The sequence below is a fragment of the Pseudomonas sp. UYIF39 genome (assembly GCF_029963765.1).
Classification (GTDB): Bacteria; Pseudomonadota; Gammaproteobacteria; order Pseudomonadales; family Pseudomonadaceae; genus Aquipseudomonas.
In genome coordinates, this window is sequence record NZ_JALBYU010000002.1 from 364,320 (window position 1) to 377,913 (window position 13,594).

At 58.3% G+C, this 13,594-nt stretch carries 11 protein-coding genes and 1 pseudogene; 8 read left to right on the forward strand and 4 right to left on the reverse strand.

The genetic code is table 11. The features are described 5' to 3' along the window. Positions 1–6 precede the first annotated feature (6 nt). Complete coding sequence (locus tag MO767_RS04680; protein ID WP_282479579.1) at positions 7–1,791, reverse strand: type II/IV secretion system protein; 1,785 nt, start codon at positions 1,789–1,791, stop codon at positions 7–9. A 90-nt stretch (positions 1,792–1,881) separates the two neighbouring features. After that, on the reverse strand, positions 1,882–2,220 hold the full coding sequence (locus tag MO767_RS04685; protein ID WP_282479580.1) for a hypothetical protein: 339 nt from the start codon (positions 2,218–2,220) through the stop codon (positions 1,882–1,884). A gap of 126 nt (positions 2,221–2,346) precedes the next feature. Here MO767_RS04685 and MO767_RS04690 point away from each other — a divergent pair, with 126 nt between their 5' ends. Then, entirely contained in the window at positions 2,347–2,811 is a 465-nt protein-coding gene (locus MO767_RS04690; protein WP_282479581.1) for an Lrp/AsnC family transcriptional regulator, read from the forward strand. A 111-nt stretch (positions 2,812–2,922) separates the two neighbouring features. Here MO767_RS04690 and MO767_RS04695 read toward each other — a convergent pair whose 3' ends face one another. Then, positions 2,923–4,290, reverse strand: a complete 1,368-nt coding sequence (locus MO767_RS04695; protein ID WP_282479582.1) for a CYTH domain-containing protein — start codon at positions 4,288–4,290, stop codon at positions 2,923–2,925. A gap of 157 nt (positions 4,291–4,447) precedes the next feature. Between MO767_RS04695 and argE the strand changes: the two genes are divergently transcribed. Continuing rightward, positions 4,448–5,605, forward strand: a complete 1,158-nt coding sequence (argE, locus tag MO767_RS04700) for an acetylornithine deacetylase (RefSeq protein WP_282479583.1) — start codon at positions 4,448–4,450, stop codon at positions 5,603–5,605. Positions 5,606–5,740: 135 nt separating this feature from the next. Beyond that, on the forward strand, positions 5,741–7,039 hold the full coding sequence (gene argA / locus MO767_RS04705) for an amino-acid N-acetyltransferase (RefSeq protein ID WP_201184805.1): 1,299 nt from the start codon (positions 5,741–5,743) through the stop codon (positions 7,037–7,039). A gap of 183 nt (positions 7,040–7,222) precedes the next feature. Here argA and tauA read toward each other — a convergent pair. Continuing rightward, positions 7,223–7,395 (reverse strand): annotated as a pseudogene (tauA, locus tag MO767_RS04710) (taurine ABC transporter substrate-binding protein); the annotation flags it as partial. Between the two features lie 311 nt (positions 7,396–7,706). Here tauA and MO767_RS04715 point away from each other — a divergent pair. The 5 genes from MO767_RS04715 (at position 7,707) to MO767_RS04735 (ending at position 13,571) form a co-directional block, all read left to right on the forward strand. Then, the gene (locus MO767_RS04715; protein WP_282479584.1) at positions 7,707–9,041 is read left to right on the forward strand and encodes an OprD family porin; all 1,335 of its coding nucleotides are present in this window, start codon (positions 7,707–7,709) and stop codon (positions 9,039–9,041) included. 340 nt (positions 9,042–9,381) lie between these two features. Then, the gene (locus MO767_RS04720) at positions 9,382–10,758 is read left to right on the forward strand and encodes an OprD family porin (RefSeq protein ID WP_282479585.1); all 1,377 of its coding nucleotides are present in this window, start codon (positions 9,382–9,384) and stop codon (positions 10,756–10,758) included. Between the two features lie 294 nt (positions 10,759–11,052). Continuing rightward, the gene (locus MO767_RS04725; protein WP_282479586.1) at positions 11,053–11,691 is read left to right on the forward strand and encodes a peroxiredoxin; all 639 of its coding nucleotides are present in this window, start codon (positions 11,053–11,055) and stop codon (positions 11,689–11,691) included. A 204-nt stretch (positions 11,692–11,895) separates the two neighbouring features. After that, the gene (gene ssuE / locus MO767_RS04730; protein WP_282479587.1) at positions 11,896–12,489 is read left to right on the forward strand and encodes an NADPH-dependent FMN reductase; all 594 of its coding nucleotides are present in this window, start codon (positions 11,896–11,898) and stop codon (positions 12,487–12,489) included. Between the two features lie 101 nt (positions 12,490–12,590). Continuing rightward, on the forward strand, positions 12,591–13,571 hold the full coding sequence (locus MO767_RS04735; RefSeq protein WP_282479588.1) for a sulfonate ABC transporter substrate-binding protein: 981 nt from the start codon (positions 12,591–12,593) through the stop codon (positions 13,569–13,571). Positions 13,572–13,594 lie beyond the last annotated feature (23 nt).

Below are 13,594 nucleotides of genomic sequence, written 5' to 3' on the forward strand. Positions count from 1 at the left end.
AAGGTTTCATTTCTGCTCACTCTGCGGCGTCACCCGCAATACCTCCTCAATCGTCGTCAAACCAGCCGCCACTTTTTGCGCCCCTGACAACCGCAAACTGCGCATGCCTTCCTTGAAGGCCTGGTGCCGCACGGCCAGCAAATCGGTGTCGGGGTTGATCAGCGCTTTGACGCCGTCCGTCAGTTGCATGATTTCATAGACCCCGGCGCGGCCGCGGTAACCGGTATCGCGGCATTCCAGGCAACCAATGGCGCGATGTGCGTTGTTCGGCAACGGTGCCTGCCAAGGCCGGGTCAAGGTTTGCCAGTCTTCTTCACCCAGGGTCAGCGGTGCCTTGCAATGCGGGCATAAGGTGCGGACCAGGCGCTGGGCCATGACGCCAAGTACCGTGGCTTTGATCAGGTAATGCGGCACGCCCAGTTCCAGCAAGCGGCTGATCGCGCTCGGCGCATCGTTGGTGTGCAGCGTCGACAGCACCAGGTGGCCCGTGAGCGCAGCCTGGATTGCCATTTCAGCGGTTTCCAGATCACGGATCTCACCGATCATGATGATGTCCGGATCCTGTCGCATCAGCGCGCGCACACCGGCGGCGAAAGTCAGGTCGATGTTGTGCTGGACCTGCATCTGGTTGAACGCCGGCTCGACCATTTCGATCGGGTCTTCGATGGTGCAGAGGTTGACCTCCGGCGTCGCCAGTTTTTTCAGGGTGGTGTACAGCGTGGTGGTCTTGCCGGAGCCGGTCGGGCCGGTGACCAGGATGATGCCGTTGGGCTGGCTCGTCATGTCCTGCCAGCGGCGCAAGTCTTCGGCGGAGAAACCCAACTGATCGAAATCCTTGAGCAGTACCTCCGGGTCGAAGATCCGCATGACCATTTTTTCGCCGAATGCGGTAGGCAATGTCGACAGCCGCAGCTCGACTTCGCCACCGTCCGGGGTTTTGGTTTTCACCCGGCCGTCCTGGGGTTTGCGTTTTTCCGCGACGTTCATCCGCCCGAGGCTTTTCAGGCGGCTGACGATGGCCATGGTCACTTGCGGCGGAAATTGATAGACGTTGTGCAGCACGCCGTCGATGCGAAAGCGCACCGTGCCTTGTTCGCGCCGGGGTTCGATGTGGATGTCACTGGCGCGTTGCTGGAACGCGTACTGGAACAACCAGTCGACGATGTTGACGATGTGCGCGTCGTTGGCGTCCGGTTCCTGGTCGCTGGCGCCGAGGTTGAGCAGCTGCTCGAAGTTGCCCAGGGTGTTCATCTGCTGATCAGCGTTGGTCGCGCCGCTGACCGATTTGGCCAGGCGGAAAAACTCCACGCTGAAGCGCTGGATGTCCACCGGGTTGGCGACCACGCGCTTGATCGGCAGCTTCAGCACATGGGTCAGGTCGGCTTCCCAGCCGGTGACGTAGGGCTGGGCGCTGGCCACGGTGACGGCGTCGCGGTCGATAGACACCGCAAGAATCTTGTGACGCTGGGCGAAGGCGTAGGACATCAACGGCGTAATCGCCGCAACGTTGATTTTCAGCGGGTCGATACGCAGATAAGGCTGGCCGGCCTGCTGCGACAGCCACAGGGTCAGGCTTTCCAGGTCGAGGTGTTTGCCGGGACGGCTGAGGTCGTCCAGGTGTTGGCTGGCGATGAATTCCAGCGGGTGCATCTGGCCATTGGCAGCGTGACGGCGTCGGGCATTGAGCGCGTGTTCGGCCGAGTCCTGACTGATGAAACCTTGGGCGACCAATTCACGCAGCAAATCATTGAGATCCAGCCAGCGGTCCTGAATGGCAAGTTGAACGGACATGCGGGCTCCTCATGAACAACAGTTCGCAAAGGATAGTCGCGGAGCCGCAGACCGTTGGGCCACTACGCGACGAAGCCGTGTCGAGTTTTTTCAGCCCGCCGCCTGAGCCGGTTCATCCCATGCGCAATCAGCTGCTTGCAGCTCAACCGAACAGACGCTGATCAGGTTACGTAATTTTTCCGCGATCACTTGGGCGCGGTGCCAGCTCAGACCGTCTATCACGATGTCGATCGACAACAGATCGTCCGTCCGCTGCACGTTGACCTGTTGCGGTGTCAGAAACTGCAAAGCGAACAGGTTGAGCGCCCGGCACAGCAGGTCCGGTTCGGCCTCGGCCAACAGTTGGTAATGAACACGGCAGTGGGCGTTGCTGACGTTCCAGACATCGGCGCGGGTGTGCGGGGTGTTCACGGCTTCTAGATGCGGCATGGTCGGTCTCCAAAATCACTGGAGGAATTTTTACATGCGTTGCCGGGCATTTCTTATCTATGATTGGGCTTATTGGCAATTATTCGAATTGCTTGATTCGGTAAGTTATCAATCAAAGGTTTTTTTATGCATAGCGAGCTGGATGGCTACGACCGCAAGATTCTCGCGTTGCTGCAAGAGGACGCTTCGCTCTCCAGCGCGCAGATCGCCGAGCAGGTGGGGCTGTCGCAGTCGCCGTGCTGGCGACGGATACAGCGGATGAAGGAGGAGGGGATTATTCGGGGGCAGGTGACCTTGCTCGACCGGAAGAAAATCGGGCTTAACACGCAGATCTTCGCCGAAATCAAACTCAACGCTCACGGGCGTTCGAACTTCACCGAATTCACCGAGACGATTCGCGGCTTTCCCGAAGTGCTGGAATGTTATGTGCTGATGGGGTCGGTGGATTTCTTGCTGCGGATTGTGACGGCGGACATCGAGGCGTATGAGCGCTTCTTCTTCGAGAAGCTGTCTATGGTGCCGGGGATTCAGGAGGTGAACTCGATCGTGGCGTTGTCGGAGATAAAGTCCACGACGAGTTTGCCGGTCTGAGGTTTTGCGGTGAATGGGCTGGCCTCATCGCGAGCAAGCTCGCTCCCACAGGATTTCAGTGATCCCTGTGGGAGCGGGCTTGCTCCGGGCGGCGTTCCGACGAAGGCGGTGTTACATACGCAGCAGCATCTTCCACGCACGATTCTGATACACCGCAATTGCCTGCTGCTTGCGCGCATCCAGCGACTCATCGGTGATCGGCTCGTTAGCCAATTGCGCCAACAGTTTCAGCTCACCGTACAAGCGATCCATTTCCGGGATGTCCAACACGCTGCGGGCGTGGTGCAGCCAGGCCTGGATGCGCTCGATGCGCGGCAGTTGCTCGGCCAGGTCTTCCGGCTGTTGCTGATAACGCTGTAGTTGCAGGGAAGTCGCTTCTTCACCCAGAAGGCGTGGCAACCAGCTGCCCAGTTGCGCAGCGCCCTGGCGATTGCCACGGACGTTGCGATCGGCAGCCCAGGTGCGGGCCAGCAACCAGCGCGAAGTGTTCAGCGAGAACAGGCCCCAACGCGGATCTTCCAGTTCTTCGAGGAACTGCTCCGGCGCGGCTTTGCGCACGTCTTCGTCGTCGACACCGGCTTGCACCAGTGGGCGCCAGTCTTCCAGCAAGGCATCCAGCGCGACGCGCAGATCGTGCGTCGACTGACGCGGCGCGGCTTGGCCCAGGCTGCTCAGCAGCGCGCGCAACTCAGCCAGGTTTTCGACCCAATCCAGCAACAGGCGCCAGTGGCCGTTGAAGCGATACTGCTCGGCCAGACGCTGGCTGCTGCTCAGCAAGTGCCAGCTCAGCGCGGCGAAAGCGTCGTCCAGCGGGGTTTCAGCGGTGATCTGCGGCGCCGGCAGGCTCAACGAGTAGCTGTTGGCATCGTACAGGCGATAACCGCGCTCGGCCTTGCTGATGTCACATGGCATCAGGGCCAGGGTCGCGGCCAGTTCGGCGGCCAGTTCCAGCAAAGCGGCCGGCTCGCCTTCGCGCAGTTCCAGTTCCAGTTCGCAGATTTCTTCTTTCTGTTTGCCCACGATCACGTGACCCAGATCCAGCGCGGCTTCGATCACCACTTTGGTCTTGCCACGGCCCCAGGCGATTTCCGCGCGTTCGCGGACGAAATCGGTGGTGAAGATCGGCTTCAGGGTTTTCTTGTCCAGCTCGGCCAATTCTTCAGGCCAGCATTCGCCGTCGAGTTTCTTCACGTCGAGCTTGGCTTTGGGCAGGTTCCAGTCGTATTCGTTACGCTCGGACAAACCGGCGACGCTCTGGCCACGGGTCTTGAGGGTCTGAATCACTTCTTCGCCATCGCGGCGCAGGCGCAGGGCAACCTTGGCGCGGGCCAGGTCGCGCTCAGGCGTGTCGAAGTACTGGTTCATCAACTCACGGCGTTCCCAGCCACTTTTGTTGCGTTTTTTCAGGAGCGGGTGCTCGCGCAGGGCAGCGAGAGTTTCTCGGCTGACGCGGAGTTTGATTTCGGTTTCTTTCTGCATGGCCGGAAAATCCAGGATCGGGAGCGCAGCCGGGGGGAATGTGTGGCTGCCAAGGTCGTGCAGTGTACAGGACTCACCCGTCCTACGCGCCGTGACGGTTTATTCCTGTCGCCAGATGGTTCTATGATGGACTTCAACTCGGGAGTTGGAGTCAGCGATGCCTTTGCCATCCATGAAAGATCAGTTCGCTGCGCTGATCGCCGCACCGTCCGTCAGCTGTACGCAGGCCAGCCTCGATCAAAGCAACCGTCCGGTGATCGATTTGCTGGCGACGTGGCTCGGCGATCTGGGTTTTACCTGCGACATCCAGCAGGTCAGCCCCGGCAAATTCAATCTGCTGGCCAGTTTCGGTTCCGGTCCCGGAGGCCTGGTGCTGGCCGGTCACAGTGACACGGTGCCGTTCGATGGCGCGCTGTGGCAGACCGATCCGCTGAAACTGACCGAAGTTGACGGCCGCTGGGTCGGGCTGGGCAGCTGCGACATGAAGGGCTTTTTCGCGCTGGCCATCGAAGCCGTCATACCGCTGCTCGATCAGCCGTTCAAGCAACCGCTGCTGATCCTCGCCACCTGCGATGAAGAAAGCTCGATGTCCGGTGCTCGTGCCTTGGCCGCAGCCGGGCGTCCGCTGGGGCGTGCGGCGGTGATCGGCGAGCCGACCGGGCTCAAGCCGATCCGCATGCACAAAGGCATCATGATGGAGCGCATCGACATCCTCGGTCAGAGCGGCCACTCCTCGGATCCACGCCTCGGCCACAGCGCCCTCGAAGCCATGCACGACGCCATCGGTGAACTGCGCGGTTTGCGCCTGGCGTGGCAGCGTCAGTTCCGTAATCCACAGTTCAGCGTGCCGACGCCGACCCTGAATTTCGGCTGCATCCATGGCGGCGATAACCCCAACCGCATTTGCGGCCAGTGTTCGCTGGAATTTGATCTGCGCCCGTTGCCGGGCATGGACCCCAATGCCCTGCGCGCGGAGATTCTGCAGAAGCTCAAGCCGATTGCCGAGTGGCATCAGGTGAAGATCGATTACGCGCCGCTGTTCCCCGCAGTGCCGCCCTTCGAGCAGGCCGAGGATGCAGAATTGGTCCGGGTCGCGGAAAAGCTCACCGGCCATCGTGCCGAAGCAGTGGCGTTCGGCACCGAAGCGCCTTATCTTCAGCGTCTTGGCTGCGAAACCCTGGTGCTCGGCCCTGGCGACATCGCCTGTGCGCACCAACCGGGGGAATACCTCGAAATGTCACGTTTGCAGCCTACGGTGCATCTATTACGTCAACTGATTGAACATTACTGCCTGACACCGGCGCCACTCGTATAAATCGCCCGTGTCCAAACCCGTATTCATGAGGAGAGCGCGCGTGTCGCCAAGCCTGTTCCGACGATAACCATCAGCCCGCTGTGCGTTTTCTGTTTCGCCCATTTTTTGGCTGCTATTTATTACAGGCCCAGGTTCATGCCCGAATACGTTAATTGGCTTCGTCACGCTTCGCCTTACATCAACGCCCACCGTGATTGCACCTTCGTCGTCATGCTGCCCGGTGACGGCGTGGAGCACCCGAACTTCGGCAATATCGTCCACGACCTGGTGCTGTTGCACAGCTTGGGCGTGCGACTGGTGCTGGTTCACGGTTCCCGTCCGCAAATTGAAACCCGCCTGGCCGCGCGCGGCCTGACCCCGCATTACCACCACGGCATGCGCATCACTGATGCCGCAACGCTGGAGTGTGTGATCGATGCGGTTGGCCAGTTGCGTATCGCCATCGAAGCGCGGCTGTCCATGGACATGGCTTCGTCGCCGATGCAGGGCTCGCGTCTGCGGGTGGCCAGCGGCAATCTGGTGACCGCACGGCCGATCGGCGTGCTTGAAGGCGTCGACTATCACCACACCGGCGAAGTGCGTCGGGTCGACCGCAAGGGCATCAATCGCCTGCTGGATGAGCGCTCCATAGTGCTGTTGTCGCCACTGGGTTACTCGCCGACCGGTGAGATTTTCAACCTCGCCTGCGAAGACGTCGCCACCCGCGCGGCCATCGATCTGGGGGCGGACAAGCTGCTGTTGTTCGGCGCCGACCTGGGTCTGATCGATGAAAACGGTCGCCTGGTTCGCGAATTGCGTCCGCAGCAAGTGCCGGCGCATCTGCAGCGGTTGGGCAGCAACTATCAGGCCGAGCTGCTGGATGCGGCCGCTGAAGCCTGTCGCGGCGGTGTCGCCCGCAGCCATATCGTCAGTTATGTCGAAAACGGCGCATTGCTTACCGAACTGTTCACCCGCGATGGCGGCGGTACGCTGGTGGCCCAGGAGCAATTCGAGGTGGTGCGCGAAGCGGCCATCGAAGACGTCGGCGGTTTGCTGGACTTGATCAGTCCGCTGGAAGAGCAGGGCATTCTGGTGCGGCGTTCCCGCGAGGTGCTTGAGCGTGAGATCGAGCAGTTCAGTGTGGTCGAGCGCGAAGGCATGATCATCGCGTGTGCGGCGCTGTATCAGATTGCTGATTCGGATGCGGGGGAGTTGGCGTGTCTGGCGGTGAACCCGGAGTATCGCCATGGCGGTCGTGGTGATGAACTGCTGGAGCGCATCGAAACCCGCGCCCGGGCGCAGGGGCTGAAAACCTTGTTCGTACTGACGACCCGGACCGCTCACTGGTTTCGCGAGCGTGGATTTGTGCCAAGCAGCGTAGAGCGTCTGCCATCAGCGCGGGCGTCGCTGTACAACTATCAGCGTAATTCGAAGATCTTCGAAAAAACCCTCTGACCTGATCGTTCCACGCTCTGCGTTTGATCGTTGCCACGCAGAGCGTGGCAACGATCATCAATCCTGCACAAACTTCGCACTGACATACGGCGAATAATCCGGCAGCAGCGTCTCGTGGCGAACGAGTCCAGCGTGACCTCGGCGAATTTGGCCCACTTCCGGGCCGCTATTAAAACGACGCTAATCAATTTTTGGCCTGTGGTCTTCTCGTACAGTTCACCTGCCTGGGGGACTTTGCTGGGGTCGATGCCTGTTTGATAGCCGACCGTGAGGTTCGCCGCGAGAGCGTTCGAAGAAACTACTAGCGATACACAAACTGTAACAATTAGACTGGATAGTGCGCGTTTGGTCGTCATGGCGCTGCCTTTCGATAGGGCTTGATTGCGAATTGCGTCAAAGCTAATCGATCTAAAAAAAGGCTCAAAAATACCGGTCAGAGCTAAATGCCTAAACAGTATGAAAAAGAGTTGGGTGATTCTTTTTGGGTTTATGACGAGTTCATTACCCGGCAAGGAGCGAAGTCACGGGCGATTAGACCTTGGTCGTAGACACACATAGTTACGATTGACTTGTGAGTCACTGTCTGGCGCTAATCGCGGATCTTAGGATCCTGGGCATACGACCCAGGACCAGGAACACAAGAATTAGAAACGATAGGAGCGAAACAATGAACAAGTCCACCTTGGCCTTGGCTGTGGCCGTTGGGGTTTTGGCGCAGCAGGCAGGCGCCGCGGGTTTCATCGAAGACAGCAAGGCTTCCGTCAGTTCCCGCACCATGTATTACAACAACGATAACCGAGAAGGCGGCGCGGATCAGAGAGAGACCGCTGAAGGCCTGAAATTCGACTATCTGTCCGGTTTTACCCAAGGCACTGTCGGCTTCGGTATCGACGCCCAAGCCCTCGTCGGTATCCATCTGGACGGCGGCAAAGGTCACCACCCAGCCAACAACAACACGTTCTTCCCAAGCGACTCCGATGGTTCGGCTGTGAACGAGTGGAGCCGCGCGGCGGCCAACGTCAAGGCCCGCTTCTCGAAGACCGAGGCCCACCTGGGTGGTGCTCTGCAGCCTAGCTTGCCGATTCTGGTAGCGAACGACAGCCGCCTGCTGCCACAGACCTTTGACGGTGGCACCATCACCTCGAAGGAAATCGACAATGTGACCTTCAACGCAGGTCAGCTGGAACACTCGGCGGGTCGCGCCTCGTCAAACTCCACCGGCCTGGCCGTGGCTGGCGGTACTCATGACAGCAACCAGTTCCGCTACGGCGGTGCTGACTGGAAGGTCACCAAGGACCTTACCCTGCAGTACTACCACTCGGATCTGAAGGACTACTACAAGCAGGACTTCTTCGGCTTGATCCACGTCTTCCCGATCAACGCCAACCAGTCCTTCAAGACTGATATCCGCTATTTCGATAGCAGCTCCAACGGTAAGAACGGTGATGCGGGTTATCGTTTCAACAACAACAACGGTTACGCCAGCAAGCCGGGCGAGGTCGATAACAAGACCTGGAGCGCAATGTTCACCTACACCCTGGGTGGCAATGCGTTCTTGCTGGGCCATCAGCGCGTCAACGATGACGGCGGTTTCGTTTACCTGAACCAGGGCAACGTGGTTGATGGTAATGGCCATGCGGAAGCCAATGGTGGCGCGAGCTTCTACCTGTTCACCGACTCCATGATCAATGGTTTCGTCCGTGCCGGTGAAAACACCACCTTCGGTCAGTACTCCTATGACTTCGCAGCGCTGGGTGTACCGGGCCTGAAAACCTCGATCGCCTACCTGCACGGCGATGACATCAAGGCAACGAACGGCAGTGGCCCTGATGCGTCCGAGTGGGAACGCGACATGCGGATCGACTACACCATCCAGCAGGGGTCCCTCAAAGGTTTCGGCGTGACGTTGCGTAACGGTGTCTACCGTGGCAGTGAAGTCAGCAACAACCCTGATGTTGACCAGACCCGTCTGATCTTCAACTACACCTACAGCTTCTTGTAATAGCCGTCAGAAAAAGCCTCGCCCGTCGGCGAGGTTTTTTTTGTGTTTTTTTCAATATTCCAAATAGTTCTTGTTTGTTTGTTTTTTATTCTTTTTGGTTTTTAGGCCGAGCGCCTAAAGTGGGTGGCTTACGAGCCGATACCTTGTGCCCCGACTCGGAGTAATAGCGCGGAGCTATATTCCTTAATGGCATAAAAAATTATTAAGTAATTCTTTTTGTGTTTATTATGCGGGCCAAAATCACAGTGGCAGTCACACGGTCTGGCACTAACCGAGCATTTCAGGATCCAGGGCATTCGACCCAGGACCGCAAGAATTAGAAACGATAGGAGCGAAACAAATGAACAAGTCCACCTTGGCCCTGGCTGTGGCCTTAGGGGTTTTGGCGCAGCAGGCAGGCGCCGCCGGTTTCATCGAAGACAGCAAAGCTACCTTGGGGCTGCGTAACTTCTATATCAATAACGATAACCGTGACAGTGCTGCTGGCACTCCTGCCAACAAGGCTAACGGCGTTCAGAGCAAAAACGAAGAATGGGGTCAAGGCTTCGACCTGCGTTTCACCTCCGGCTACACCCAAGGCACCGTCGGCTTCGGTATCGATGCTATCGGCCTGCTGGGCGTGCGTCTGGATACGGGCGGTGGCACTAACGGCGCCACTTCGACTTCTTACGGCGGCACTGTTTTCCCAAGCAAGTCCAACGGCGAAGCAGTTGATAACTTCTCCAGCCTGGGCCTGACTGCCAAAGCCAAGATCTCCCAGACCGAACTGAAGTTGGGCACCCTGCAGCCAAAACTGCCGGTGATCGTGACCAACGATGGCCGTCTGCTGCCGCAAACCTTTCAAGGTGGCCAGATCACCTCGAACGAAATCAAAGACCTGACACTGGTCGGTGGTCAGATCGAGCACGCCAAAGGTCGTAACTCCAGCAACAACGAAGAGTTGTCGATTGCCGGTGCGAACTCTCCCACCGCTACTGGCCGTGACAGCAACAAGTTCATTTACGGTGGTGGCGACTACAAAATCACCAAAGACCTGACTGCCCAGTACTATTACGGCAACCTGGAAGACTTCTACAAGCAACACTTCCTGGGTCTGGTTCACAACTGGGCAATCGGTCCTGGTGTGTTGAAGTCTGACTTGCGTTACTTCAACAGCTCCGATGACGGTGCCAACGGTCACGATTCGGCTTACTTCAGCTCCGGTAACTACCAAGGCTTCAAAGCAGGTAAAGGCAAGGTCGACAACAACTTGTACAGCGGCCTGTTCCTGTACTCCGTTGCCGGTCACACCTTCGGTGGTGGTTATCAGGTCAGCAATGGCAGCAGCGATTTCCCTTGGCTGAACCAGGGTGATGGCTCATCGGCTTACATTATTACCGACTCGCAGATTGCCAAGTTCGCCCGTGCCGGCGAACGTACCTGGCAAGCTCGCTACTCGTATGACTTCGCCAAGGTTGGCTTGCCAGGCGCCACTGCCGGCATCGTTTACTTGCGCGGTGACAACATCGACACCATTAGCAGCTCCAGCACTGCCGTGGCCGGCTCCGGCCGTTCCGAATGGGAGCGCGACCTGACCCTGGCGTACGTAGTCCAGGAAGGCCCACTGAAAAACCTGGGCCTCACGTGGAAAAACGCCATGTGGCGCAACGACGTCCCAGGCCAACGCGACCAGGACGAAAACCGCCTGATCGTCAGCTACTCGATCCCGCTGTTGTAATAGCGCTCGCGTAACCGCTGAAAAAAAGCCCCGCCTGGCATCTCGCCGGGCGGGGCTTTTGCGTTTTCAAGTCAGGCTCACCCCCGTAAACCCTCCTCGACATTTCCCTCTTTGTGCAGCAACTCAAGGCCTTCTCGAACCTTGTGGGCGATCATCGTCCTGACCGTTGCCGAGGTCCAGTGAACACATTTTTAATATTCATTTAAGATCTAAAAAGATCGATATTTATTCTTTTTAATGAATAAGAAAGACAGGCACAGTTGACCTCAATAAGCACTCACCAGGAGCAGCACCATGAGCCTCAGACTGGGCGATATCGCCCCCGACTTTGAACAGGATTCCAGCGCCGGCACTCTCCGTTTCCACGAATGGCTGGGCGATAGCTGGGGTGTGCTGTTTTCCCATCCGGCGGACTTCACCCCGGTGTGCACCACCGAGTTGGGCTTCACCGCCAAGCTCAAGGACGAGTTTGCCCGACGTGGTGTGAAAGCCATTGCCCTGTCCGTGGACCCGGTGGACTCGCACCACAAGTGGATCGAAGACATCAACGAAACCCAGAACACCCTCGTCAACTTCCCCATCCTTGCCGACGCCGACCGCAAGGTCTCGGACCTCTACGACCTGATCCATCCCAACGCCAACGACACCCTGACCGTGCGTTCGCTGTTCGTGATCGACCCGAACAAAAAGGTTCGGCTGACCATCACCTACCCGGCGAGCACCGGCCGTAACTTCCATGAAATTCTGCGAGTGATCGACTCGCTGCAACTCACCGACAACTACAAGGTGGCCACCCCGGCCAACTGGCAGGACGGTGATGAAGTGGTGATCGTGCCGTCGCTCAAGGACGAAGACGAAATCAAGAAACGCTTTCCCAAGGGCTATCGCGCGGTGAAACCGTACCTGCGTCTGACGCCACAACCGAATCGTTGAAGTTCAAAAGATCGCAGCAGGGGATTTCAGGCCGTTTCGACGGCCTGTTTTTTTGCCTGGAATAGTTGATTTTTTATAGCTCTAAATTGCATAACCAAATGAATAAATATGATTTATAGATATAACAATCACCTGTTAAGGTCACTTCCATCAAAGCGAGATCGCAAACCGCGAATCGCCAACACCGTTCAAGGAATCCTCTGAATGCTGGTCGTCTCACTCGGTGGCAGTCCCAGCCAACGCTCCCGTTCCGGGGTGCTGCTGGAGCGCTCCCAACGCTGGTTGCAGGAGCAAGGTGTGGAAGTGGTGAGTTACCAGGTACGGGACTTCCCGGCCGAAGACTTGCTGCATGCACGCTTCGACAGCCCGAAGGTGATCGACCTGCTGCAGCAGATTGAAAACGCCGATGGCCTGCTGATTGCGACGCCGGTGTACAAGGCATCGTTCTCCGGCGCCTTGAAGACCGTGCTGGACCTACTGCCCGAGCGTGCCCTGGCCCACAAGGTGGTTTTGCCAATGGCCACTGGCGGCAGTATCGCTCACATGTTGGCGGTGGATTACGCGCTCAAGCCGGTGCTGTCGGCGTTGAAAGCCCAGGAAATGCTCCACGGGATTTTCGCCGTGGACAGCCAGATCGCTTACGGCGAAGGCAGCACCCAGGCGCAGTTGGCGCCGGAGCTGGAAGAGCGACTGAATGAATCACTGGAGCTGTTTTTCAGCGCCATGGCGAGGCGGCCCAAGCCGATCGATCCGAACCTGTTGAATGAACGTTTGTTGAGTGCTCGCTGGAGCATTTAAGCCAGCACTTAAGCCACACCTGAAATTGATGTACTGGCCTTACTCGCCCGCTAACGGGCAAGCAGGTGCAGCCAAAACCCAACTGCAAAAAGGAGAGCGCCATGCGCACTGTCATTTTGCGTCGTGGTCTGGTCGCTCTGTTTGCTGCGGCTGTAACCTTCGGCGCCATTACTCAAGCTCAAGCGCTTTCTTCCCATGAAGGCGTCCTGCGAATCGGTTATCAAAAGTACGGCACCCTGGTGCTGCTCAAAGCCAAAGGCACCCTGGAAAAACGCCTCGCCGCCCAAGGCGTGGACGTTCAATGGACTGAATTCCCCGGCGGCCCGCAACTGCTCGAAGGGCTGAACGTCGGTTCCATCGACTTCGGTGTTACGGGTGAAACCCCACCGGTATTCGCTCAAGCAGCCGGTGCCGATCTGCTCTACGTCGCCTACGAACCGCCAGCGCCGCACAGCGAAGCGATCCTGGTGCCGAAGGACTCGGCGATCAAATCGGTGCAGGACCTCAAGGGCAAGAAAGTCGTCCTGAACAAAGGCTCCAACGTTCACTACCTGTTGGTCCGCGCACTGGAAGACGCCGGCCTCAAATACACCGACATCCAGACCGTATTCCTGCCGCCGGCCGATGCCCGCGCTGCGTTCGAACGTGGCAGCGTTGATGCCTGGGTGATCTGGGACCCGTACCAGGCCGCCGCTGAACAACAGTTGCAGGCACGCACCCTGCGTGATGGCCAAGGCATCGTCGACAACCATCAGTTCTACCTCGCGGCCAAGCCCTATGCGCAGAAAAATCCCGAGGTGATCAAGACCCTCGTGGAAGAAGTGCGCGCGGTCGGCGAATGGTCCAAGGCCAATCCCGAAGACGTGACCAAACAAGTCTCGCCACTGCTCGGCCTGCCGGCGGACATCACCCTGACCTCGATGAAACGCCAAGGCTACGGCGCGTTGTTCCTCACGCCTGAAGTGGTCGCCGCGCAACAGAAAATCGCCGACAGCTTCTACCAGCTCAAGCTGATTCCAAAGCCGCTGAGCATCAAAGACGTGATCTGGACGCCACCGGCGGCCGTTGCCAAAGCTCAGTAATTCGAATCCCTAAGGAGACCACT